We start from the raw sequence: 22480 nt of genomic DNA on the forward strand, positions 1-22480 counted from the left end.
GATGCTGATTATAATCCTTGAAATTCATACAGATACCTGATATACAGTTAAATGTAATGAAAATAAAACAGTAAAACAAGTACTTTTATAACAAAAAGAATCTGCCTCAGTTGTGAGACAGATTCTTTATCAAATTATCTTGTTATTTTCTGAGTTACATTTTTGTTGGAAATAACGCAGGCTTTGCTGCAGTTATTTGCGCTTGAAATATTAACCTGTATCAACGCCGGCATTGATCTGTATTCTTCGTTATTATAAGGAGCTTCAGTACCATTTCTTCCGCCACCTTTAATATCATATTGTATTTGGGCGACTCCTGTAAATCCAATGGCGGGCCTGAAAGAAAGCGCTCCTGTAGTGGATGAATAGGTCCATGTACCCTGACTGCTAGTATAAACTCCACCTGTTATATTCGGAATCACATTACCATTGATATCCAAAAAACGAAATGAATTAAAATCAAGGTTGTTATAAGAAAGTGTTGGCGGGTTTTGACCACTTGCGGAAGAATAGGCTGCATCATTAAGTAAAGGAGAATACGTAGATTTTATCCCTGGGCATCCTGCAAATAGATCATCTGTTACTTCGGCAGCATAGGGTCTGGTAACCCCTAAGTTTTTCAATAAATGTATATTCTTAGCAGCTCCGGTAGAAGCAGCAAAGCCAATCCTGAAAGTAGCAGGAGGTGACGTATCCAGGGTTCTTACCGTACTGGTAGATATTGTACTCTCTGTATATTTCAGAGAAGTAGGATAATAATAATTATCAATAACTTTTTCTTTCACATTCCCGTGCTGTATTTCCAGAGTTATATTGTAACCACCGGCAGGATTGGGTATTAATGTGATATATGCTTTACGGAATCTTACGTCATTTTCATTTTGAGGAATCGTAGTTCCGCCACTTTCAATGCTGAATTGCTGAAGATTCGGATTTTTAATGCCAATAAATTTCCCTGTCTGTGTATCCAGATAAGCGGATCTATTGCTGCTGGAAGGGGAAGCATTGGTAGCTGTACTATAAAGTAATGGATAACCATTGTATCCAGAAGGTTCAGATGCCGACAGATATTGATTTCCGCGTTTACCTCTTAAAGAAATATTGCTTCGCCCATTGGCTAATGTTAGGCCAAAAATTCCATTTCTAACTCTTTCACCCTGGTTAAAGGTTGTTTTAAAATTTCCGAATTCATCCAGACCTATTCCCAGATACGCTCCTCTCAATCCTTCCGTGGACTCACCTCCACGGACAAAACTATACCCTAATCCTCCTCCAAAGTATCCGATATTGAGCTGTGCTTTAGGAATAGATCCGTCTATTAAAAATATAGAAATACCATCTCCTCCGTTAGTATTTCCTCCATAAATTGCAAATTCAAATTCGAATTTAATTCCCTGATCACTTTTAAATATTTTATCAGCAAGAATAACCCCACCTGAAATATTATTAACACTTCGGGTCAGTCGTAATCCTTCTGTGGTAAAAGTAGCATCATTCTGGACACCACTGGTAGACACCTTATAGGCTTCCTGAGGTTGTAATCCCTGTGTAAAGTTGACAAAATATGGATAGCCCGTTCCTTGCTCATTCTGCGCCTGAATATTCTGGAAGAAAATAAACAATGAAAAAATAAGCAAAAATCTTTTGCTTTGTACAATTGAGGTACTTTTTATCATAACTCAATTATTTAACAACAAAAACAATATTAATAAAAGAACAGTCTGTAGCTGCTGCTTTTACATCATATGTCATTACACCATCATCAGAAATAGAAATATTGCTGAATACATTAGGATCAGCATCAGTCACATAATAGTAAAGATCTTTACTTGATGGGAAAAAAGGAATCGCAGCAGGCGCGCTGGTACTCTTCGCTTTTGGAGATCCGAACTGAGTTTTATATAATGTATACAAATCTTTAGTTCGGCCATTGACACTGGTGGAAGTGTCAAATGAAACACTAGGCATGTAGAACATTTTTACGGCATTACCACTTATACATAGCCAGTCAGGTTTGGTAGGGGTACCAATATTCTGGCTTAAACATTTTTTATCAGTATCATAAATGAGAAGTGAGGTGGCCGGATTGATAATAGCGTCTCTATTTGCAGTGGTAAGTCTTGGTACCAACATTCCTTTACTTTGACTATAAATATCCAGCGCAGCGCTTGCATCAGGTGTGGCCGTGTTAATACCTATCTGGGCAAATGAAAATGAACTTAATAAAACGATTGGTAGAAATAATTTTTTAATCATGATGTACTTAATAATTTTTTATCTGTGTATTTTTTTGTTTTTATGTGTTGTATGGTTATGTTTTTTTGAAAGGCATTCAAAGGCACTTAATTCCATAAAAGAAATAAGTAACTTTCAACAATTCATTTGAAAAATGAGTTGTTCTATTCAAGGAATCGCATAGGGAGACCCTTTGTGCCAAAAACCAATGACAGATATAACAAGTATGCCTTATAAAAGAGCATTGTATGTCTCATCTGAAATAGTTGATAAAGTAAATTGAGTTAAGTAGCTTTGTAAGCTATATAAGTAAGATTCATATTCCGTTGTGTTTTTTGCAAATGTACAAAAAAAATATTTAGTTACTCATTTTCAGATCATTAATTTTAATCTATCCGAATTTTTTAATTTAATTAATGTATTTTAGTTTAAATTTTTATATAATTAATAAATTATTAATTGTTATTTTTAATGCGCAAAGCATTGTATTTTATTAAAAATCCTAAAAATAAACTTTATTGAGCTGATGATATTTGAAAAAAGAGGCTGTAAATTTTATGTTTTTTGCTAAATAGTTGCTACAGAGCTTATTTTGAAAAATTATTCAATGCATCTTCCAATAGTTCTACAAAATTGATGTGTTTTGTTTTATTACTTTCAAAAATGAAATCTCGGATGCTTTTGCTTTGATATTTTTCAAAATCTCCCACGATGGCTAGGCCTACACGGTAATTGGAAAACTTCTGCAGGATATCTCCTGCCATTTTCGTCTTCAGATCAAAGAATTCAGGAGTGATATTGTGTTCATATATGATCAGTTTATCGAAGCCCTGATAATAAATATCTCCAAGAAGATCCAACCCATCCTGAGCCGATTTGATAATGATTTCATCAGAGATAATTTCAGCAATTTTTGTTGTATTGATGTCATGAGATTTTATCTTCATCCTGTTTTATTTTAAGGTTCTTTTCATATCTTTTAAAAAATCAGTCACAGGAAAAATGCATCCCTTTTGCAGGATGAAAGCTGCAGAATGAATGTAAACCTTATCAATATACTGAATATAGACATCCGCATAATTTTGTGGCTAAAGAAGATCAATTTACTTATTTCTTTCCAACAATAAACCGGTCGTTTTCAGATAAGTCTTTGATGAGTTGAGCATCAGAAAAATGCCCGCTATATAAATCCAGTGTTTCAGGACCCAGTTTTTGATTAATTTCCAAAAATAAAAGGCCATTATCTTTCAGATACTTTTTAGCATCTTCAGCAATTTTCCGGTAGAAAATCAACGCATCCTGAACCGGGGAGAAAAGAGCCATTTTAGGCTCAAATTCCTTGACAGAATCAGCGATTTCGGTTTCCTCTTCAATGCCTATGTATGGGGGATTGGAAATAATAACATCATAGCTTTCTGCCAATTCAAAATTAAGATAATCCCCATGAATGAAATTGATTTCCAGTTGATGATGTTCCGCGTTTCGTTGAGCCGTTTCCAAAGCTTTTTCAGAAAAATCAATGGATGAGATTTCTGCCCCGGGAAAATATTTTTTTAAGACCAATGGAATCACACCGCTTCCGGTTCCGATATCCAGAATCTTCAATTCCTGAACATCAATTTCTGAATCATGAATTTTATGGATGGCTATTTCAAGGAGCTCCTCCGTTTCAGGACGAGGGATCAGGACATTCTCATCCACGAAAAATACCATTCCGTAAAATTCAGTTTCCCCAAGGATCTGTTGATAAGGTCTTCCGGTTTTTAAATCTGAAATGATCTGAAGAAGCTGTTTTTCATCATCTACAAGAAGTTCCTGACTGGATAACCTTCTCTGATGAAATGAGTCGAGGCCAAAGATCTTCTGTATGAAAACAGTGCACAAAAAAGCACTTTCCGAATCACTATAGACTTCGGAAAGCTCTGTTTTGAAATGTTTTTTGAATTCTGTTATTGTCATTTATCTTGTGAAAACCAGTTTGCTGTCTGTAGATTTTTCTTCATCGATCAGGTAGCCTTCATAGTTGAATGCTTTTACATCGTTTAGAGTTTTGGCATTGGTTTCGGCACAGAACCGTACCACAAGACCTCTTGCATGTTTGGTATAAACGACGATGGTTTTCAGTTTTCCCTCTTTCAATTCATAAAATTCGAAATCAATGACCTTATGGTTCAATTTTTTCCTGTCAATCACTTTTCCGTACTCGTTGCTCGCCAGATGAAGAAGAATTTCGCCTTTCTTCATTTCAGAATTCAGCTGTTCCGTAATCTTTTCTCTCCAGAATTCATATAGATTTTTGTACTGATCAAATTGAAAAGAACGTCCCATCTCCAGTCTGTAAAGCATCACTTTATCAGAAGGTTTCAACAAGCCATACAGCCCGGAAAGCATTCTGTAGTTTTTCTGTAAGTAGTCTACAGCATTTTTGTCCAGAGTTTTAGCATCCAGCCCTCTGTATACTTCACCTGTAAAAGCGAACATAGCAGGAGCGGATTCTTTTGCCGTAGGTTTATCTTTCCATCTTTGGTTTCTTTCCCAGTTTTCATCAGCCAGTTTTGGCGATATTTCCATCAGTTCGGAAAGATATTTCGGCGATTTATGTTTTAAATAAGACTGTAGCAGTGTAGCTTCTTCGATGAATTTCGGAGTGGTAGATCTCAGTAGGTCTGTTGAATTCTCAACGTTCATCAGTTTCGCTGGAGAAGTTATAATTTTCATAATGTTAGAATGCAGATAAATGTTTAATGTCAATAAAATTCATAATCATCATAGATACAAAGTCGTACATAAAATGACAGATGATCAGAATCTTAATATTAGAATATATTTTATAAAATGAAGCAAAAACAGCTCCGATAAAGAAAGGTACCAGGACCTGTCCAATCGTTCCGTAGGTGCTGTGAAGAATCCCAAATAATGCAGCAGAAACGAATATACCAAAATATGGATTGTTGTATATTTTTTCAATTCTCGGCTGAATGTATCCCCGCATCAGAAGTTCTTCCACAGCTCCTGCGGTAAAGCAGGTCAGGATAATCAACAAATAATTACCCTTAAAAACAGAAGAAATCTGAGCCAGTTTTTTGCTCATCCCTTCCTGGGTCAAAAGCTGAATAATAAGATTCAGAAAAGAACCACAGACAGCACAAACCAGATAAAGAACAATCACTGCTTTGATATAAAAGAGGACAGGATATTTCTTCTCTTTCCAAAGTAGAAAAGTATTTTTCTCAATGAAAACGCTGTAAAGAAAGATCAGCCCAAGAACAGCCCAGAGTGCGATTCTTGTATAGAAGAAATTAACTGGTGTAAATGCTTTTATTCCCGTAATCAAATAAATAAACGGAAAAATATAAAGCATTACCGCGGCTAAAAGTACAAAGGTGATAAGAATCCCCAGTGCGTATTTTCCGTTCAAACTCATAATCCCAAACAATTAGCTGTCGGTTTTCAACAATTTATACTTTATTAAATAATTCCTTTTCCCTGACGGATGATTTCCGGTTCACCGGAAGTAAGGTCCACAATCGTAGACGCTATATTATCCCCGTATCCTGAATCAATAACAATATCTACCAGATGATCGTATTTTTCTGCGATCAGTTCCGGGTCTGTAGAATATTCAATGATTTCGTCATCATCTTTAATAGAGGTTGAAGCGATCGGGTGACCCAGTTTTTCCACGATAAGCTGTGGAATCGGGTGATCGGGAACACGGATACCGATGGTTTTATGATTTTTATAGGCCAGAGGAAGGCTCTTGTTGGCATCAAGAATAAATGTGAACGGCCCCGGAAGATGGCTTTTCAGAAATCTGAAAACGGAAGTGTCAATGGGTCTTGTAAAATCTGAAAGATGGCTTAGGTCATTACAGATAATCGAGAATTTAGACTTTTCCAGCTTTACTTTTTTAATCTGGGCCAGTTTTTCCATGGCTTTTATGTCAAAAATATTACATCCTAAGGCATAGATAGTGTCGGAAGGATAGATAATCAGTCCGCCATTTTTTAAGGTTTTAATAACCTCATTCACAAGATTTTCCTGAGGGTTGTCAGGGTAAATTTTTAGTATTTTTGCCATAAAACAAAGATACAAATAATAAAATAGTTTTCATAAAAGTCCTTTATTTAAAAGAAAAATTAGGATTTTTAAAAAATAGCCGTATCTTTGCAATCCAATATCGCGGGATGGAGCAGTAGGTAGCTCGTCGGGCTCATAACCCGAAGGTCATAGGTTCGAGTCCTGTTCCCGCTACTAAGCAAAGTGTTTTCGGTAAACACTCTAAAAATACACCGCGGGATGGAGCAGTAGGTAGCTCGTCGGGCTCATAACCCGAAGGTCATAGGTTCGAGTCCTGTTCCCGCTACTAAGCAAAGTGTTTTCGGTAAGCACTCTAAAAATACACCGCGGGATGGAGCAGTAGGTAGCTCGTCGGGCTCATAACCCGAAGGTCATAGGTTCGAGTCCTGTTCCCGCTACTAAGTTAAGTGCTTTCGGTAAGCACTCTAAAGATACACCGCGGGATGGAGCAGTAGGTAGCTCGTCGGGCTCATAACCCGAAGGTCATAGGTTCGAGTCCTGTTCCCGCTACTAAGTTAAGTGCTTTCGGTAAGCACTCTAAAAATACACCGCGGGATGGAGCAGTAGGTAGCTCGTCGGGCTCATAACCCGAAGGTCATAGGTTCGAGTCCTGTTCCCGCTACTAGAAAAAAAGAAGTAATAATTATATTGCTTCTTTTTTGTTGTTTATAATTTTGGAGACGTGAGTAAAATAGCGTCTTTTTTTAACGCTAAGTTGAATTTTGAAACTACAGATTTTAAGGGAGGAAAAGGCTGGCGGTGGCATCGCTGATGAAGATGCCGGATAAAAGGCTCGATTAAGTGAGTCAATTCTGATTGATTCCATCTTTCTAAACCCTAATAAAACATTTGTATTTTAATCCAGAAATGTGGTGATACTTTTGATACGATCTGTCATCATCTTGGTTTTTTCATTTCCATATTCATCAAATAATCTCATATTTCCGTTGTATATAGATGGGTTTTCATGGTAATTCTTTCTGGCTTCTAAAAACTGTGCTTTAGTTTTAGCCTTTACCTCGTTGTAATATTTTAAAGGCTCGATTAATTCATTAGATTTTTTAATATCTGTAGCATAGATTTCAATCGTTCTGTTTTTATTGTAAACTTCAAGTACTAACCCGGATAAACCTTTGAACCTAAAGGGACCTTCGGGAATAGTTATATCAGTTGTAAACCAAGCGAAAAATATTTGGCCTGTGTCAGTGATTGTTTTTGCCAGTTGACTTTTATAGCCTTTTATTTCTTTTCTATCGCTCAATATTTCCCATTTCAATTTAGGTTCTTCAAATGTAAAAGCATATTTACCCACAGGTAATGAGGCAGTAATAACATCGTTGTTTTTATAAATACTTTCTACGGTTTTAGGGTACTTTGCAATTTGACCAGCCGAAGTAGTGATGGTTTCTGCAGGAGTTCCTTTATAATATAATTTGGCTTCCTTACTGCAATAGATCGATTGAGTATTATTAAAAAGTAAGGCAGTAGAAAAAATATTTACCTTATCTCTGTTTAAACTATCGGAAATCATCTTAGTTTCATAGTTAATCTCCATAATGGCCTTATTATCTTGAGCAGATAAATTAATACTATAAAGGCCTATAATAATACCAAATAATGTCTTTTTCATACTCAACTTATGTATTACAATTATACAAATTGTTTTATTCACAATTACGGGAATCCGAATTTTTTATAACTTTTTTATTATGTTAAAATGACAACCTTTTTATTTTAATTAATTCTTCGAGTTCCCTAGGTATTATCTTCTTCAAAAGATCCTCCTTTATCTTTTTTACCATGGTCTATTAAAAAAACGGTACCATGACTATCGGATTCCATAATTCTAATGAATTGAGTTTATGGATAAAACAGAAGCTGGAAGTGACTGCGAGCCGTATTATTTCATTCCAGGATAATGAGTTTGAAACAAGTAGGTTCCTATTTCAAATTTGGGTTGATACATTTGTGATCAGCCTAGTCAGTGAAAAGTCTATTGATTACTTTTCCATTGTTTGTATTCTATCCTCATGCAATTCCCACAGGGACGGTAATTATGTTTCAATGCTTCGTTTTCAGATATAAAGAAAATCCTGTTTTCTTTTTTCATTCTTTTGCCGGAAGAACAGGAAAGTAATCCGTAAATCTTCAATTTATGATTCCCTCCAAAATTGATTTCTTTTCTTCGTATTTTATTTTTTAAAACAGGATCAGATATTTCAATATGTTTTTGCATAGGATAAAGATCCGAAGTTGCCGGTATTCATAAAATCCGGAACCTGCTGTATTGGATTGTATGAGTCAATTATCCTATTGTCTCAAAAGTAGTATTACTTCTACAAGACATGTAATTTAATTCTACAGGATTTTTTTTAACAGAACGGGACTGAAGCTTACTTTTGTACTGCTCTTATGATCAGGAGACTGGTTGTAGAGTATATTTATGTTTAATGATCTCCGCCTCATTTTCTACTTTTTCCGGAATGTTTTTATGATTAACTTATAACGGCTTTCCCGGCGGAGATCGTTTTCTACATCACCCCTTAAAAGATTTTTCATCAGATATCATGATGAGTATGGTATATATTCTAACGAAAAAGAGAGCTGCATCTGTGGTTCTCTTTTTTTTGCTTAAAAATAAATTATAACGGTTTTTAGATTAACTTGGTAGATAAAAGATTCAAGGGATATGATTTTTCATACCTCTTTATCATAAAATATCAATCCGATGGAAAGCATTACCATTACAGAAAGAAAAAAATCAGTCATAACCGACTCCATTTTATTAACCCTATTCGCCGTCGTACCCTTATTTTTCTTGGTAAAATGGTTAATTTTAGCAGAGGATGGGAGAATATTTATTATCTTTTTGATCATAGTGACTCTCTTTTTCCCTGTAGTTGTAATATCCGGTTATATTTGGGATGTAAAACAAAGAATAATTTTATCCGAAGATGGTATAAGACTTTGTTATGGAAGAAATTTTGTTGACATCATACACTTTGAAGGAGGCTTTTCCATACCTCCTGACCATACTATTCCTGGACTAAGATAGCAGGCTTTCACATCGATGTCTATGAACGTCAGGAACCGACCGAAGGTGGTGGCTATACTACGTTGACAAAGTACAGTCTTATTGTCAAATTAAAAAATAAAGAAAAGGGATCTGCTGATTTTGAAACATTCAGCCCGAATTACCATTCTATCAGGTTGGGTAAGTTTAAAGAACATCCCAATAGGATAGTAGAGATTTGTGAGGATTTTCAACGGAATATCAAAAATCGCGAAACACCTGTAAAATAAAAATCCCACTTTCAAAAAGTGAGATTTATTATAGTTTGTAGGGATTAATATTAATGAGCTAACTGACCGAAAGGAGTCAACTTGTTGTCATCAGACATCGTTTGTCCTAAAAAGTCTTTCTTTTGGTCTCCTTTCATTCTTCCTGCTGCTTCATGAGCATTGAAGTAAGCTTCACTTAGTTTAGTCGTAATATCAATCGGTTTGAAATCAAATTTTGTATCCCCTTCCACACCTAAGTATCCGTTCTTTCTGGTAAGATTTGAGATATAATTATTGTAGTTAAGGAATGTATTTCTCAGGTATTGCGTATGATATTCCATACATTTTTTAGCTTTTTTGGAAGAATTGTTCAGAATACAGTTCTTCATATTATTTCTGTAAAGGAACCACTCAGACTCCAGAATGCCATATTCTTTCCCTAAAGCAACTTTTCCGTTGGTAACGATGTTGTTATCCCCTTCTTTATCAGCGATAGCCTGAAGATGCTTGATCACTAGAGGAACCGTATTTTCAATCTTTGTTTTGGTTTCCTTTAAGATACTGAGATCTGCAGCCGGAGACTTTTTCTTTTGAGCTGTAGTCACGTTAAAAATAAGCAGTAATAGTACAATCAGTAAATTATATCTTTTCATGAGAAATTTTTAAAGCACTAAAATAAATATATTTTCTCAGTTTAAACAACTTCATTTTAATTTTATTTAATAAATTTTAACAAATCTATAATATTATTTGTCCATCATTGTATAAATGGTGATGAGAAGGTCTTTATTAATGCAATTTTTAAACTAAATTCCTTAACTATAATGAACAATTAATGATCAGATCTATTGCTCAGGGATGCTGTTTTTTAAACCTAATTCAGAATCAACCGAGCAGCTTATGAAATCAAAACCATTAATGCCTGGTAATAGTTTTCCAATAAATTTTTATCATTATTTAGGAATAAATACGGTTCTATTAATTCCAGTTCCATCAATTCAAATGAATTATTTATGAGTACACCATCCACTCTTGCATAAAGTGTTGACTGTGGCAGACTCTTTAAGTATTGTCCTGCCTGTTCAATATGGAGCGGGTTGGGTGTTGGATAACTGATCGTCCCGCCATGGTAGTGTTGCACTCGGAAATCGTCCTTTTTAGGAGTCTTTAATGAACAGTGACTGTATTGGCCATTGAAGAACAGGAACGACCATTCCCCGTTTTTGATTTCTTCTACAAAAGGCTGTACAATATAATCTTCTGCTTTTAAGAGTTCTCCGATTTCTTCTGTACGTTCTTTTAGATTGTTTTTATTAAGGGTTAAGGTATTTTGAGCGCCTGCACTTACACAAGGTTTCACAACCAGTTGATCGGTACCGAACAAGTCAAAGAACCGATCGTCAAAGGCAGAACCTTTATCAAGGTACTCGGAGGCAATGACAGGGAGCCCGTTTTGGGCAATGTCTTTCAGGTATTTTTTATTACTGTTCCATTGGATGATTTCCACCGGATTGAGTACTTTGATATTTAATTTTTCCAGTTTATTGAGCCAATTTAAAAACTCTGGTAAGTGGTTGTGATAATCCCAGGGAGACTTAATGATAGCTACATTGAAACTGTTCCAGTCTATATGATCATCGTTCCAGATTGCGGGAACCACATTCAAACCCTTATCTGTCAAAAAGTTTAAAAGGTCTGCATCTTCATCGTTGGTAACACCCTGTGCAAACTTGTCCTGCTTTTTGTACCCTACTATTGCGATTTTCATTCTTCTATTTTGTTTAATTGTATTCAGCTGATTTCTTTATTCCCACGGCTCAAAATCCTTATTTACTTTTGATATCGGGCCTCATCTGATACAAATTTCAGCAAACACGACAAGTGTACGCAGATACAGTTTTGACTATTTAGACAGATACAGTTATTTCAAATTAAAGAATATGGTTACTGTATCTTTTTTTAACTAGTTGTAAAGATTATCAGCAGAATGTGAATTTTTTCTGTCAATTAAACAGGGATGAGAAGAGAATATTAGAAATTTAACATATTTTAATAAAATTTATTTATTTGATTTTCAATGACTTATACCAATTTGCATTTTATCACTATAAAATTAGTTGTTGGGTTCAGATTTATTTCTACATTTGTATAACTAATTTGTTAGTGATACAGGATTCTAGTAAAAGGGCAGGTCACTATAATGAAAAATGAAACGGGTATGAAAATTCAGAATTTAACAAAAGCAGAAGAACAGGTAATGCAGTATTTATGGAAACTTGAAAAAGGATTCCTGAAAGACGTTCTGGATCTTTTTCCGGAACCGAAACCCCATACGAATACCGTTTCTACTATTTTAAAAGTATTGAAGGACAAAGAATTCGTAGACTATAATGTATACGGAAGACAGCACGAGTATTTCCCTCTGGTAACTAAAGAACAGTATTCGGGGAAAACAATGAAAAGTCTGGTGAAAAATTATTTTAAAGGTTCTTATAAAAGTGCCGTTTCGTTTCTTGTGGAAAAAAATGAAATGACCGTGGAAGACCTTGAAATGCTTCTGAACGAACTCAAAAAGAAAAATTAACGGATAATGGAAACTCTACTTCTGTACTTCGGAAAAGTAATTATAAGCTCTGGTGTAATGTTTTTGTATTATCAGTTGTCTTTAAAAGACAAGACATTCCATCACTATAACAGGTTTTATCTCCTGGGTGCGATGGTGATATCGCTGCTGCTGCCCCTGATCAGGGTAGATGATTTTACAATAGAAGTGAATAGTGACCTCTATATGCTTCTAGATAAAATACAGAATTTTAATACAGAAAAAAACATAGACAATGGCCACATTTATTTTAGAATTATTTTTTCAGCTTTGGGACTGGTTTCTCTCTATTTTTTAGGGAAGTTGATTGTAGGGATCTTTAAGATCCAACAGCTTAAAAAACAGTTTCAGAAAGAAAGTTTTGACGGGATCAATTTTTACCTTACAGACTTGACCGAAGCCCCTTTTTCATACTTTAAAAATCTTTTCTGGAAGAATACCATCACATTGAATTCTGATGTAGGAGAACAGATTTTAAAACATGAAATGGTCCACATTGAGCAGAAGCACTCTTTCGATAAGATATTTATTGAAATTATTACTTCTGTTTTCTGGTTCAATCCATTTTTTCATATCATTAAAAAAGAGATCAGCCTGATTCACGAATACCTGGCGGATAAAAAAGCCGTCAAACAATCGGACACCAAAGCATTTGCGCATATGCTTTTAGCAAGCCACTTTTCCGGAACACAGTTGCCTGCCACCAGTCCGTTTTTAAGTTCAAATCTAAAAAAACGACTCAAAATGTTACAAAAACCACAAACCAAATTCGGATATGCGCGAAGAATTTTTGCATTACCGGTTTTATTTTCAGTAGCCTTTGCCTATATGGTGAATGCCAAGAACAACGAAATTAAAGAAACTAATATAGCGATTGAGGAAGCCGTTTCTCAGATCAAAAAAGACACCGTAGGACCTGAGAAAATTGAGCAGAAAGAAGTTATAGATCCTAAATTCTTCAAAAATTCATCCAGCGAAAAGAAAATTACAGAACTGGGAAAGAAGATTGAAGAAAAAAGTAAAGTTTTAAAAACGCTGAAGCCTGAAAGCAAAGAATTTCAGCGGAACCTTGAAGAGATCGGTGAACTTTCCGGAGAATTAGGAAAAGTTACCAATTCTGATGATTTTAAAATGGCTTTCGCTTTTTCTACATCAGAAGCAAAAAGAGTTAATGATTTTTTCAAATCAGACGAATGGAAAAATAAAACGAAAGCCCTTGAAGACCTTGGTGTGGAAATGCCGGACTTATCCAATCTGAATATCGACTTTCCGGAAGGCCCACCAGCTCCACCTACACCACCAAACGCTCATGGTATAAGAGTATTACGATTCAATGATGGCGTTTACCAAAACTGGAGCCCTGAAACTGAAAAAGAGGCCCGAAAAGCAATGAAAGAAGGAAAGGCAGCCAGAAAAAAAGCTGAAAAGGCGAGAGCTGAAGCCATGAAACTAAGCGAAAAAGCAAGAATAATGGGTGAAGAAGCAAGAATAGCCGGAGAAAAAGCCCGGATTGAAGGCATGAAAGCAGGACAGATCGGAAGATTTCAGGGCGAAGCTGCAAGAGTAGCAGGAGAGAAAGCAAGAATAGTAGGTGAAAAAGCCAGACTTGAAGGTGAAAAAATTAGATTGGAAGTCGTGAAAAAGTTTTCGGAAGGTACTAAAGGAAACGTTTATTTTTACAGAAGCACAAATACGGATAAATCAGGTTCATTAAACAGAACCATGGAGCTGGAGGCAGATTATATTAAGAAAGATGCGAATGGAATCATTGCCATGAATGGAGTGAAAAAATTTAAGTTGAACAGTTCTGATAATACAAAAATTTTTATAAACGGAAAAGAAGTCAGCAAAGGAGAACTTGATGCGCTGAACCCTGAAAATATTGGAAGCGTTACCATCAATAAAGAAGGTGGAGCTAATATCGGACAAGGAGAAATAAGAATTCAGACCAAGAAATAAAATACCATCAAGCTTTGTCAATTTATAATTGGCAAAGCTTTTTTAATTAGAGGTAAAAATTACATAAATTATGAAAAGAAATTATTTTATTGTATTAGCATTTCTAAGTATGTTTGCCAATGCACAGACCAACAGATTCTTTTATGAGTACAAGTTTATTCCGGATTCTAACAATAAAGAAGAGGTGAAAAAGGAAATGATGCTCCTGGATATTAATAAAAAGGGATCGGCTTACTATAGCCACGATAAATTTGTTGCAGATTCCACTTCCAAAGCAGAGTTGGAAAAACAAATAAACTCCGGAAGCGGAAGCATCAGTGTGAACAGAAGAGACAGGCCGGGACAGGTGTCTTATAAGGTAACTAAAGACTATCCGGATTTTAAGACGTATCTTTTTACAAGTGTCAGCACAGATAAATATAAAATAAAGGAAGATAAAAAACCGGAATGGAAAATTCTTCCGGATAAACAGAAGATCGGAGAGTACAATACCCAAAAAGCAGTAACAAGCTACGGTGGAAGAGAGTGGACGGCATGGTTTTCATCAGATATTCCTTTTCAGGATGGTCCGTATAAATTCTATGGCTTCCGGGACTGATTGTGAAAATAGAAGACGGAACAGGTTCACATACCATGACTTTGGTAGGAAATAAAACGATAGAGAGTCCTGCAGAAGAAAAAGAGACCCAGCTTCCGGACAATGTCAGAATATTGGGAATGGGCGGAAAAGAGCTGGAGATCACGAAAGACCAGTACAAAAAAGTATGGAAAGCCTATGTGAATGATCCTACCAAAAATATGAGGGAAATGATGATGAAAAATGGAGGAGATTCAAATACCAAAGTAGCATTTAAAATGAAAACGGCAGATGGAAAAGAGCTTTCAGACCCTAATCAGGTATTTAAAGAAATGGAAAAGAGAACGAAAGAAACACTGCTGAAAAATAACAATCCGATTGAACCGGATATGACGAAGTAGTTGACATACATTTTTAATAGAGAGCAGGATGGTTATTAATGACTATCCTGTTTTTCTTTTTATTGTCTTAATTTTAAAGCTTTAATTCTAAATATGATGACAGAAAAGGAAAAATGTGCTGCAGGACTTTTATACGACGCCAATTATGACAAGGAGCTTATAAATGAACGGCTCACCTGCAAAGATCTCTGCCTGGAATACAACCAGCTGAAAAATTCTGATACCCCAAATAGAGACAAGCTGATCAAAAAGATCATTGGAAAGACAAAGGAAAACATCTGTATAGAACCATCTTTCTGGTGTGATTACGGTTATAATATTGAAACGGGCGAGAACTTTTACGCCAATCATAATTTGACTATTTTAGACTGTGCAAAAGTGAAATTTGGTGATAATGTTTTCATCGGACCCAATTGCAGTTTTTATACCGCCGGACACCCGCTAGATGCCAAACAGAGAAATGAAGGTCTAGAGTATGCCCATCCCATCACAGTTGGAGATAACGTTTGGCTGGGAGGGAACGTAGTGGTTCTGCCCGGAGTTTCCATTGGAAATAATACCGTGATAGGCGCTGGAAGTGTTGTTACCAAAGACATTCCTGAGAATAGTGTTGCTGTTGGGAACCCCTGTAAGGTCATTAAAAATATTGAATAAATAAAACAACAATATCAAATGGATATCTTTCAATAAAACGAAAATCCCGAAACGAAAGTTTCGGGATTTTTATATTTAAAATAGCTGTTGATGATTAAGCTAATTTCTGAGAATCTGCAATAAACTGAGCCAGTCCGCTGTCTGTTAAAGGATGCTTTAATAAGCTCAAGATCGGAGGAAGTGGAGACGTGATCACATCTGCCCCGATTTTAGCACAGTCGATGATGTGCATAGAATGACGGATAGATGCAGCTAAGATCTCCGTGCCATACATATAGTTATCGAAAATTAATCTGATCTCCTGAATAAGACCTAGTCCGTCTGTTGAGATATCATCTAATCTTCCCAAGAAAGGAGAAACATAACTAGCCCCTGCTTTAGCTGCTAAAAGTGCCTGTCCTGCAGAGAAAATAAGGGTACAGTTCGTTTTGATCCCTTTATCAGAGAAATATTTTAATGCTTTGATCCCGTCTTTGATCATTGGGATCTTTACTACGATATTCGGGTGGATTGCTGCCAATTCTTCCCCTTCTTTGATCATTTCTTCGTAGGTAGTGGAAAGTACTTCAGCAGAAATATCTCCGTCTACAAGCTCACAAATCGTTTTGTAATGATTCTTGATCGCCTCATTCCCTTGAATTCCTTCTTTTGCCATTAATGAAGGGTTAGTGGTTACACCATCTAAAATTCCAAGGTCTCTTGCTTCTTTAATCTGTTCTAAATTAGCTGTGTCAATAAAAAATTTCATTTTGTTCGATAGATTTATTCCTGCAAAGATAACGATTCCCTTTGTGAGTGGAAAATTTTAATTTTGGGTAGAAGTTAGAAGTTAGAAGTTAGAAGTTAGAAGTTAGAAGGAAGATGGAGTAGTTAGTTATATAAATCAACAGATAATTTATAAATTTGCCTAACACCTAACACCTAACACCTAACACCTAACACCTAACACCTAACACGTAATTGTATTCACAATGAAAACCAACAGTTTTACAGCCCTACTTGAAATTATTGGAATTAATCCTTTTGTTTTCGTGCCTGAAGAGATTTTAAGTGAAATTTTCACGGCAGCAGGGAAGGATAAAAGCCCTATTCCTGTTAAGGGAACGGTGAACGGGAAAGAATTCAAACAAAATTTAATGAAATATTTAGGAGAATGGCGATTGTATATCAACCTGATGATGCTGAAAAATTCTCCCAAAAGAATAGGGGAAACCATTGAAATTTCAATAGAGTATGATGATTCGGATAGAAGTATTTCCATTCATCCCAAACTGGACCTGGCTATTAAAGCGAGCCCTGATGCAATGAAGAATTTTGAAAACCTGATCCCCTCCAGAAGGCATGAACTGGTCCGGTATATCAATAACCTGAAAACAGATGCCAGTATAGAAAGGAATATTGAAAAGATCATCCGTCATCTTCAGGGTGAAACCGATTTTTTTGGTAAAAGAATTAATGAAAAATAGATGATCAAGATCAATAGATAAAAATAAAATCCGGAAAATTTTTTCCGGATTTTATTTTCTTTATGAATTTAAAGCTTTACTTAATTTTACAGCGTCCTGGTTGGTAGGGTCGTACTGTATAGATTTGGCGATGTGTTCTTTTGCTTTAGCAGGATCACTTTGCTGTTCTGCGAAGGCAACATAGAAATACGCGTATGCCAGATTTTTCTTATTTTGCTCAACCTCTTCAGGTTTTACAGTAGCAATATACTTTTCATAAGCAAGTTTTGCATTGGCATCATCTTTAGCCGATTGGTAGGCATAGGCCTGACTGTAATAAGATGGAGCCCAATCCGGTAATAAGGCAGATATTTTTTTCCACGTATCAATTGCATTGGTCCAGTCTGATGCTTCCTGATAGGCTGCAGCCAATTTTGCCAATGATTCTGTATCTTTAGGATTGGTCTCAATTTGTTTTTTAAGAGCGTCGATTGTTGGATTACTTCCTGCCTGAACTGTAGCAGCTGTAGTGGTTGTGGTATCTGTTTGAGTCGTTTGTGCACTAACAAAACCTACACTTCCTACAAGTATCAACCCTGCAAAAAGGCTTTTGATATTAATTTTAGTCATTTTCATAATCTTACATTTTTAAAATTCTATAGATTGAAGTTCAATTATAATTCCACAAAGGCTCAAATTTTAGAAGCTTTAAGTTTTTTTAGAAAATATTAACGGATACATGTTTTTTTTTAGCTTAATTTTTGATTCGTTGATGTTTGAGTTTATCTTTGTCACTCAACTTTTTTTTAACCCCATATAATTTCCTTGTATGAATATCATATTAGCCTCAACATCCACTATTTTTGGTGGAGAATATCTGGAATACTTAAGAGAAGAATTAATACAGCTCTATAAAGGAATTGATGAAATCATCTTCGTTCCTTTCGCCAGACCAGGAGGAATTTCCCATGACGATTACACAGCGAAGGCCCGTTCTTTTTTTGAAAGCATCCATATTAAGGTGAAAGGTCTTCATGAATTTGAAAACAAAACAGAAGCTTTACATACTGCCAAAGGATACTTTACAGGTGGCGGAAATACATTTTTACTGGTAAAAACTTTACATGAAGAAGGCCTGATGGCTGTACTTAAAGAGAATGTTGAAACCGGAAAAGCTTATTTGGGATGCAGCGCCGGAAGTAATATCGGAGGTCAGAATATGAAAACGACGAACGATATGCCTATCGTGTATCCGCCAAGCTTCGAATGTATGGGACTTGTGCCGTTCAATCTCAATCCGCATTATCTTGATCCAAACCCTGATTTGAAACACAACGGGGAAACCAGAGAAACCAGGATCAAAGAATTCCTGACTCAGAATGATACGAAAGTAATTGGCCTTCGTGAAGGAAACTGGATCAGAAGAATTGGAAATACCATTACCGTGGAAGGCAGCGAGCTAACCAGAATCTTTGAAAAAGACAAAGAACCTTACGAAATAGAGGCTGGTAGTGCTCTTTAGATCGCAAGCTCTTATTTTTACTATATTTGATCAGGCAATTGAATAACGGATGCTTCACCTATGATCAGTATGATGGTGCAAAAGAGCATTCAGATATCAGAAGTGTCATGCTGAGCGGAATCGAAGCCTATTGGTGAAGTTTAGATCTATAAAAACATGTCAATGAAAAAAACACTTGCAGTTCTTGTCCTGTCGGTTCAGATATTATCTGCCCAGAACATGGCGCAGAAGCTGGATAAAGCAACCAAAGATCTTATGGATTCTTCGGGCGCTGTTTCATCCGGTTTATCGTTTTATGTTGCGGATGAAAACGGGACATTTATATACGAATATCAGGGAAATAAAGGTCTTTCAACAGCGTCTACCCAGAAAATATTCACTGCAGGAGCAGCGCTTGAAACTCTGGGAAAAGAATATACGTTTAAAACAACAGCGGGTTATTCCGGAAATATATCTTCAGGAGTTTTGAATGGAGATCTGATCATTACTTCAAACGGTGATCCCACCTTGGGAAGCTGGCGTTACGAGGCCTATAAGCCGGAAAGTTTCAAGAAGAAATTCATTGAAGCCCTTAAAAACGCGGGAATTACTAAGATTTCAGGTAATCTGGTGATCGACGATTCTTATTTTGACCACCAGACCATTCCGGGAGGATGGCCGTGGGATGATCTGGGTAATTATTACGGAGCGGGAGTCTGGGGAATTAACTGGAGAGAAAATCAGTTTGATATCAATATCAATGGGACCGAGTTTAAAGGCTTTTCCTATCCGATTGACAATATAAAATGGCTGAATGACTTGAAAACAGGAGGTAATTCTGACCAGAGCCTTATTTTTACGGCTCCTCATTCTGATGTAGCTTTAATCAATGGAACACTTCCTGCTGGAAAAACAGTGACGGTTTCCGGTGCTTTGCCCAATCCGCCGCTTCAGCTTGGAACCGAAGCTAAGCAATGGCTTAAAGAATCAGGGATTGAAATCTCAGGAAAAGCAATCACAAGTTCACAACTTGAATTGGAAGGAAAGCAGGTGCCGGGAGCTCCGAAAAATGTAATTCTTACGTATCAGTCGCCAACTTTGGATAAAATTGTCTATTGGTTTTTAAGGAAAAGTGTCAATCTTTATGGAGAAACTTTAATTAAAACCCTAGGAAAAGAAAAGAAAGGAAATTCCAGTTTTAAAAGTGGAGTTGCTTATTTGAAAGATTTCTGGAAATCAAAAGGAATCAACCCGAATATGATCAATTTTGCTGATGGAAGCGGACTTTCTCCTCAAAATTATGTAGCTGCCAAAGCACAAGTTCAGGCCTTATTGTATGCGAAAAAGCAAGGCTGGTTTGATGCTTATTATGATGGTTTTCCCGTTCAGGATAACGGAATGAAGATGAAAAGCGGAACCATGAGGGATACCAAATCTTTTGCAGGATACCACACGGCCAAAGATGGAAAAAAATATGTATTTTCAATTATCATTAATAACTATCAGGGAAGTGGAAGTACAGAACTGCAGAAAATTTTGAATGTCTTAAAATAAAAACAACTTTGAGGAAATCCATACTTTCCAGACTGAATAACTGGATCATATTTTTACTGATGACTTTGGTGGTTGTCACTATTGTGGTGGCATCAACTATCCTGATCAATTTTCTCCGTAAGGAAGAGATTAAAAGAGTAGACATTTTGGTGAGTGCTTTGAAATTTCAGCAGGAAGTCACCACACCCAGTCTTGAAATCCAGGCATTGGTCCTTCAGATTTACAGTTCCAATACAACGATTCCAGTGATTATTTTAGATAAGGAGGACCGTCCGATTGAACATAAAAATATTCCCCAGGAAATTGAAAATGATTCAAAAAAAATTGTCGAACTGGCTAAAAAGATGGGAAAGAATTATCCTCCTATTGAATTAAAGTTCTCTAACAGGAACAACCAGTTTGTGTATTATGATAACTCGAAGTTGCTGAATGATTTGCGGTATTCACCTTTTATATTAGGATTTTTTATTTTATGCTATTTCCTGTTTTCATTCTGGTTTCTGAGAACCATCAAGAAAACTGATGAAGGGTATCTCTGGGCCGGACTGGCCAAAGAAACGGCCCATCAGATCGGAACGCCCCTGTCTTCTATGATTGGCTGGATGGAGATCATGAAACTTGAAACCCCTGAGTCTGAAGGCATTTATGAAATTGAAAAAGACATAGAAAGGTTGAGAACCATTTCTGAACGTTTTTCAAAAATAGGATCCATTCCTGAGCTGAATGATCTGAATTTCAATGAGACTATTGTACAGAATTATGACTATTTAAAAACAAGGATCTCAAAGAAAATAGATTTCAGCCTGCATCTTCCAACCTATGCCGTTTTAGTTCCTCACAATAAGATCCTGATGAGCTGGGTAATCGAAAACTTAGTGAAAAATGCAGTGGATGCGATGAAAGGAGAGGGAACATTGCAAATGTCTGTTTTTGAAAGAAATAAGAACCTTTTGATAGAAGTAAAAGATTCCGGAAGCGGAATGACCAAACAGCAGGCAAGAAATGCTTTTAAACCTGGTTATTCCACGAAAAAAAGAGGATGGGGGCTTGGGCTTTCCCTGGCGAGAAGAGTGATTCACGAATACCACAACGGCGATATTAAAATTTCCCAGACAGAAGTGGGAAAAGGAACAACATTCAGAATAACGATCAGGAAATCTTAAGATTAGTTTGTTTAAACTTGTATTTCAAATTCTTTACTCTTACCATACAAATCCTGTCTTTTTTACAGGATACAATGGAACAGCTACTTAAACGATTGGTTCTATTAAAAATAGTTAAATCTGTTTAATTTATATCAGTTTACACAAATTATAAATACCTTTGTCCTTCTTCCAAGCCGGAAAATATTCCAAATTTTTTATATTATTAATCTATACTTAAGTAATCTTTGCTTAAGTAATTTCTACTTAAGATTATCAATCAAATATTATGTAATAATGAGAAAAAGTATCAAAGTTTTAGTTATGTTGTTTTTATTCTTAATTAATTTTTTTAGCGCACAAGTAAGGGATTTTGTCATTGAGCCACCTCTTGGTAAGAAACTGTATCTATACAAAACATTTGGTGTTTTTGATGGCAGAGAATATTCAACGAATGCTCTTTACCTGGTTACAAAGAAAGGGGTTGTGTTGTTTGATGTCCCATGGCAGAAATCCCAATATCAAAGCCTTATGGACACCATAAAAAAGCGACATGATTTACCAGTAATTGCGGTATTTGCAACGCATTCACATGCCGACCGTGCCGGAGATCTGAGCTTTTACAACAATAAAGGAATTAGTACCTACGCGACTTCTAAAACCAATGAATTATTGAAAAAGGAAGGGAAAGCCATTTCAAATAAAATAATAAAAGTTGGAAAGAAGTATAAAATAGGAGGGGAAGAGTTTACGGTAGACTTCCTTGGTGAAGGTCACACTGTAGATAATGTGGTCGTGTGGTTTCCTAAATATAATGTGTTAGATGGCGGATGTTTAGTCAAAAGTATGAGTGCAACCGATCTTGGTTATACAGGAGAGGCGAATGTCAAAGAATGGCCATTGACAATGAAAAAACTAAAAGCTAAATACCCAGCCAGTGCCAAAGTAATCCCGGGCCATGACGAATGGAAAGGGAACGATCATGTGAAACACACCCTTGAGCTTTTAAATCATTAAATCAGAAGATAAAAAAACAAAAAGCGGAGAA

The 22480-nt window shown here is 36.1% G+C and carries 25 protein-coding genes and 5 tRNA genes; 17 read left to right on the top strand and 13 right to left on the bottom strand.

Going from position 1 to position 22480, the window contains the following annotated elements:
* Positions 1-134: 134 nt before the first annotated feature.
* The 7 genes from HHL23_RS09745 to HHL23_RS09775 all read right to left on the bottom strand — a co-directional run bounded on the left by HHL23_RS09745 (position 135) and on the right by HHL23_RS09775 (position 6315).
* The gene (locus tag HHL23_RS09745; protein ID WP_194306292.1) at positions 135-1676 is read right to left on the bottom strand and encodes an L-type lectin family protein; all 1542 of its coding nucleotides are present in this window, start codon (positions 1674-1676) and stop codon (positions 135-137) included.
* A 7-nt stretch (positions 1677-1683) separates the two neighbouring features.
* Positions 1684-2256 (bottom strand): hypothetical protein, encoded by a 573-nt coding sequence (locus HHL23_RS09750; protein WP_169234627.1) that lies wholly within the window; start codon positions 2254-2256, stop codon positions 1684-1686.
* A 566-nt stretch (positions 2257-2822) separates the two neighbouring features.
* On the bottom strand, positions 2823-3182 hold the full coding sequence (locus HHL23_RS09755) for a DUF4180 domain-containing protein (RefSeq protein ID WP_169234628.1): 360 nt from the start codon (positions 3180-3182) through the stop codon (positions 2823-2825).
* 160 nt (positions 3183-3342) lie between these two features.
* A complete protein-coding gene (prmC, locus tag HHL23_RS09760; RefSeq protein WP_169234629.1) occupies positions 3343-4194 on the bottom strand; it encodes a peptide chain release factor N(5)-glutamine methyltransferase in 852 nt (283 codons plus the stop codon).
* Positions 4195-4953: a peroxide stress protein YaaA gene (yaaA, locus tag HHL23_RS09765; RefSeq protein ID WP_169234630.1), complete on the bottom strand. Its 759-nt coding sequence runs from the start codon at positions 4951-4953 to the stop codon at positions 4195-4197.
* A 4-nt stretch (positions 4954-4957) separates the two neighbouring features.
* Complete coding sequence (locus HHL23_RS09770; protein WP_169234631.1) at positions 4958-5659, bottom strand: CPBP family intramembrane glutamic endopeptidase; 702 nt, start codon at positions 5657-5659, stop codon at positions 4958-4960.
* Between the two features lie 44 nt (positions 5660-5703).
* Positions 5704-6315: an L-threonylcarbamoyladenylate synthase gene (locus HHL23_RS09775; RefSeq protein ID WP_169234632.1), complete on the bottom strand. Its 612-nt coding sequence runs from the start codon at positions 6313-6315 to the stop codon at positions 5704-5706.
* Between the two features lie 101 nt (positions 6316-6416).
* Here HHL23_RS09775 and HHL23_RS09780 point away from each other — a divergent pair.
* The 5 genes from HHL23_RS09780 to HHL23_RS09800 all read left to right on the top strand — a co-directional run bounded on the left by HHL23_RS09780 (position 6417) and on the right by HHL23_RS09800 (position 6937).
* A tRNA-Met gene (locus tag HHL23_RS09780) sits at positions 6417-6489 on the top strand.
* Positions 6490-6528: 39 nt separating this feature from the next.
* Positions 6529-6601 (top strand) — tRNA-Met (locus HHL23_RS09785).
* Between the two features lie 39 nt (positions 6602-6640).
* A tRNA-Met gene (locus HHL23_RS09790) sits at positions 6641-6713 on the top strand.
* 39 nt (positions 6714-6752) lie between these two features.
* Positions 6753-6825: transfer RNA gene (locus tag HHL23_RS09795), tRNA-Met, on the top strand.
* Positions 6826-6864: 39 nt separating this feature from the next.
* A tRNA-Met gene (locus HHL23_RS09800) sits at positions 6865-6937 on the top strand.
* A 234-nt stretch (positions 6938-7171) separates the two neighbouring features.
* On the opposite strand, the gene HHL23_RS09805 is transcribed toward HHL23_RS09800, so the two are convergent.
* On the bottom strand, positions 7172-7945 hold the full coding sequence (locus HHL23_RS09805; protein ID WP_169234633.1) for a GLPGLI family protein: 774 nt from the start codon (positions 7943-7945) through the stop codon (positions 7172-7174).
* A gap of 194 nt (positions 7946-8139) precedes the next feature.
* Between HHL23_RS09805 and HHL23_RS09810 the strand changes: the two genes are divergently transcribed.
* Entirely contained in the window at positions 8140-8400 is a 261-nt protein-coding gene (locus HHL23_RS09810; RefSeq protein ID WP_169234626.1) for a hypothetical protein, read from the top strand.
* Here the strand turns inward: HHL23_RS09810 and HHL23_RS09815 are convergent.
* A complete protein-coding gene (locus HHL23_RS09815) occupies positions 8309-8551 on the bottom strand; it encodes an Ada metal-binding domain-containing protein (RefSeq protein WP_169234634.1) in 243 nt (80 codons plus the stop codon). The genes HHL23_RS09810 and HHL23_RS09815 overlap by 92 nt on opposite strands.
* 492 nt (positions 8552-9043) lie before the next feature.
* Between HHL23_RS09815 and HHL23_RS09820 the strand changes: the two genes are divergently transcribed.
* Positions 9044-9370: a hypothetical protein gene (locus tag HHL23_RS09820; RefSeq protein WP_169234635.1), complete on the top strand. Its 327-nt coding sequence runs from the start codon at positions 9044-9046 to the stop codon at positions 9368-9370.
* Positions 9371-9668: 298 nt separating this feature from the next.
* On the opposite strand, the gene HHL23_RS09825 is transcribed toward HHL23_RS09820, so the two are convergent.
* Together HHL23_RS09825 and HHL23_RS09830 are read right to left on the bottom strand one after the other, a co-directional pair.
* Positions 9669-10250 (bottom strand): hypothetical protein, encoded by a 582-nt coding sequence (locus tag HHL23_RS09825; RefSeq protein WP_169234636.1) that lies wholly within the window; start codon positions 10248-10250, stop codon positions 9669-9671.
* Positions 10251-10495: 245 nt separating this feature from the next.
* Positions 10496-11365, bottom strand: a complete 870-nt coding sequence (locus HHL23_RS09830; protein WP_169234637.1) for an ATP-grasp domain-containing protein — start codon at positions 11363-11365, stop codon at positions 10496-10498.
* 450 nt (positions 11366-11815) lie between these two features.
* Between HHL23_RS09830 and HHL23_RS09835 the strand changes: the two genes are divergently transcribed.
* From HHL23_RS09835 to HHL23_RS09850, 5 genes are all read left to right on the top strand, one after another.
* The gene (locus HHL23_RS09835; protein WP_099769203.1) at positions 11816-12181 is read left to right on the top strand and encodes a BlaI/MecI/CopY family transcriptional regulator; all 366 of its coding nucleotides are present in this window, start codon (positions 11816-11818) and stop codon (positions 12179-12181) included.
* 6 nt (positions 12182-12187) lie between these two features.
* Positions 12188-14158, top strand: a complete 1971-nt coding sequence (locus HHL23_RS09840) for a M56 family metallopeptidase (protein ID WP_169234638.1) — start codon at positions 12188-12190, stop codon at positions 14156-14158.
* 70 nt (positions 14159-14228) lie between these two features.
* Positions 14229-14756: a GLPGLI family protein gene (locus tag HHL23_RS22500; protein ID WP_228464694.1), complete on the top strand. Its 528-nt coding sequence runs from the start codon at positions 14229-14231 to the stop codon at positions 14754-14756.
* 2 nt (positions 14757-14758) lie between these two features.
* Positions 14759-15136: a hypothetical protein gene (locus tag HHL23_RS22505; protein ID WP_228464695.1), complete on the top strand. Its 378-nt coding sequence runs from the start codon at positions 14759-14761 to the stop codon at positions 15134-15136.
* Between the two features lie 93 nt (positions 15137-15229).
* The gene (locus tag HHL23_RS09850; RefSeq protein WP_262889232.1) at positions 15230-15790 is read left to right on the top strand and encodes a sugar O-acetyltransferase; all 561 of its coding nucleotides are present in this window, start codon (positions 15230-15232) and stop codon (positions 15788-15790) included.
* A gap of 94 nt (positions 15791-15884) precedes the next feature.
* On the opposite strand, the gene fsa is transcribed toward HHL23_RS09850, so the two are convergent.
* The gene (fsa, locus tag HHL23_RS09855; RefSeq protein WP_169234639.1) at positions 15885-16538 is read right to left on the bottom strand and encodes a fructose-6-phosphate aldolase; all 654 of its coding nucleotides are present in this window, start codon (positions 16536-16538) and stop codon (positions 15885-15887) included.
* 223 nt (positions 16539-16761) lie between these two features.
* Between fsa and HHL23_RS09860 the strand changes: the two genes are divergently transcribed.
* Complete coding sequence (locus HHL23_RS09860; RefSeq protein WP_169234640.1) at positions 16762-17256, top strand: YdeI/OmpD-associated family protein; 495 nt, start codon at positions 16762-16764, stop codon at positions 17254-17256.
* A 60-nt stretch (positions 17257-17316) separates the two neighbouring features.
* Here the strand turns inward: HHL23_RS09860 and HHL23_RS09865 are convergent, their stop codons facing one another.
* Entirely contained in the window at positions 17317-17871 is a 555-nt protein-coding gene (locus tag HHL23_RS09865; protein ID WP_169234641.1) for a tetratricopeptide repeat protein, read from the bottom strand.
* Between the two features lie 193 nt (positions 17872-18064).
* Here HHL23_RS09865 and pepE point away from each other — a divergent pair, with 193 nt between their 5' ends.
* The 4 genes from pepE to blaIND all read left to right on the top strand — a co-directional run bounded on the left by pepE (position 18065) and on the right by blaIND (position 22449).
* Positions 18065-18757 (top strand): dipeptidase PepE, encoded by a 693-nt coding sequence (pepE, locus tag HHL23_RS09870; protein ID WP_169234642.1) that lies wholly within the window; start codon positions 18065-18067, stop codon positions 18755-18757.
* Between the two features lie 162 nt (positions 18758-18919).
* Positions 18920-20290: a D-alanyl-D-alanine carboxypeptidase/D-alanyl-D-alanine endopeptidase gene (gene dacB, locus HHL23_RS09875; protein ID WP_169234643.1), complete on the top strand. Its 1371-nt coding sequence runs from the start codon at positions 18920-18922 to the stop codon at positions 20288-20290.
* An 8-nt stretch (positions 20291-20298) separates the two neighbouring features.
* Positions 20299-21453, top strand: coding sequence for a sensor histidine kinase (locus tag HHL23_RS09880; RefSeq protein ID WP_169234644.1), 1155 nt, complete (start codon positions 20299-20301; stop codon positions 21451-21453).
* A gap of 276 nt (positions 21454-21729) precedes the next feature.
* Positions 21730-22449 (top strand): IND family subclass B1 metallo-beta-lactamase, encoded by a 720-nt coding sequence (blaIND, locus tag HHL23_RS09885; protein ID WP_169234645.1) that lies wholly within the window; start codon positions 21730-21732, stop codon positions 22447-22449.
* The last annotated feature ends 31 nt before the right edge of the window (positions 22450-22480 follow it).

The organism is Chryseobacterium antibioticum (assembly GCF_012927325.1).
Taxonomy (GTDB): Bacteria; Bacteroidota; Bacteroidia; order Flavobacteriales; family Weeksellaceae; genus Chryseobacterium; species Chryseobacterium antibioticum.

Bases quoted from the DNA above. Each gene is read 5' to 3' on its own strand.
- prmC (WP_169234629.1), bottom strand. From the start codon at position 4,194: ATGACAATAACAGAATTCAAAAAACATTTCAAAACAGAGCTTTCCGAA.
- HHL23_RS09745 (WP_194306292.1), bottom strand. From the start codon at position 1,676: ATGATAAAAAGTACCTCAATTGTACAAAGCAAAAGATTTTTGCTTATT.
- HHL23_RS09775 (WP_169234632.1), bottom strand. From the start codon at position 6,315: ATGGCAAAAATACTAAAAATTTACCCTGACAACCCTCAGGAAAATCTT.
- HHL23_RS09840 (WP_169234638.1), top strand. From the start codon at position 12,188: ATGGAAACTCTACTTCTGTACTTCGGAAAAGTAATTATAAGCTCTGGT.
- HHL23_RS09750 (WP_169234627.1), bottom strand. From the start codon at position 2,256: ATGATTAAAAAATTATTTCTACCAATCGTTTTATTAAGTTCATTTTCA.
- HHL23_RS22500 (WP_228464694.1), top strand. From the start codon at position 14,229: ATGAAAAGAAATTATTTTATTGTATTAGCATTTCTAAGTATGTTTGCC.
- HHL23_RS09820 (WP_169234635.1), top strand. From the start codon at position 9,044: ATGGAAAGCATTACCATTACAGAAAGAAAAAAATCAGTCATAACCGAC.
- HHL23_RS09830 (WP_169234637.1), bottom strand. From the start codon at position 11,365: ATGAAAATCGCAATAGTAGGGTACAAAAAGCAGGACAAGTTTGCACAG.
- HHL23_RS09770 (WP_169234631.1), bottom strand. From the start codon at position 5,659: ATGAGTTTGAACGGAAAATACGCACTGGGGATTCTTATCACCTTTGTA.
- dacB (WP_169234643.1), top strand. From the start codon at position 18,920: ATGAAAAAAACACTTGCAGTTCTTGTCCTGTCGGTTCAGATATTATCT.
- HHL23_RS09860 (WP_169234640.1), top strand. From the start codon at position 16,762: ATGAAAACCAACAGTTTTACAGCCCTACTTGAAATTATTGGAATTAAT.
- HHL23_RS09850 (WP_262889232.1), top strand. From the start codon at position 15,230: ATGATGACAGAAAAGGAAAAATGTGCTGCAGGACTTTTATACGACGCC.
- yaaA (WP_169234630.1), bottom strand. From the start codon at position 4,953: ATGAAAATTATAACTTCTCCAGCGAAACTGATGAACGTTGAGAATTCA.
- HHL23_RS09865 (WP_169234641.1), bottom strand. From the start codon at position 17,871: ATGAAAATGACTAAAATTAATATCAAAAGCCTTTTTGCAGGGTTGATA.
- HHL23_RS09755 (WP_169234628.1), bottom strand. From the start codon at position 3,182: ATGAAGATAAAATCTCATGACATCAATACAACAAAAATTGCTGAAATT.
- HHL23_RS09805 (WP_169234633.1), bottom strand. From the start codon at position 7,945: ATGAAAAAGACATTATTTGGTATTATTATAGGCCTTTATAGTATTAAT.
- blaIND (WP_169234645.1), top strand. From the start codon at position 21,730: ATGAGAAAAAGTATCAAAGTTTTAGTTATGTTGTTTTTATTCTTAATT.
- fsa (WP_169234639.1), bottom strand. From the start codon at position 16,538: ATGAAATTTTTTATTGACACAGCTAATTTAGAACAGATTAAAGAAGCA.
- pepE (WP_169234642.1), top strand. From the start codon at position 18,065: ATGAATATCATATTAGCCTCAACATCCACTATTTTTGGTGGAGAATAT.
- HHL23_RS09835 (WP_099769203.1), top strand. From the start codon at position 11,816: ATGAAAATTCAGAATTTAACAAAAGCAGAAGAACAGGTAATGCAGTAT.
- HHL23_RS09810 (WP_169234626.1), top strand. From the start codon at position 8,140: ATGACTATCGGATTCCATAATTCTAATGAATTGAGTTTATGGATAAAA.
- HHL23_RS09815 (WP_169234634.1), bottom strand. From the start codon at position 8,551: ATGCAAAAACATATTGAAATATCTGATCCTGTTTTAAAAAATAAAATA.
- HHL23_RS09825 (WP_169234636.1), bottom strand. From the start codon at position 10,250: ATGAAAAGATATAATTTACTGATTGTACTATTACTGCTTATTTTTAAC.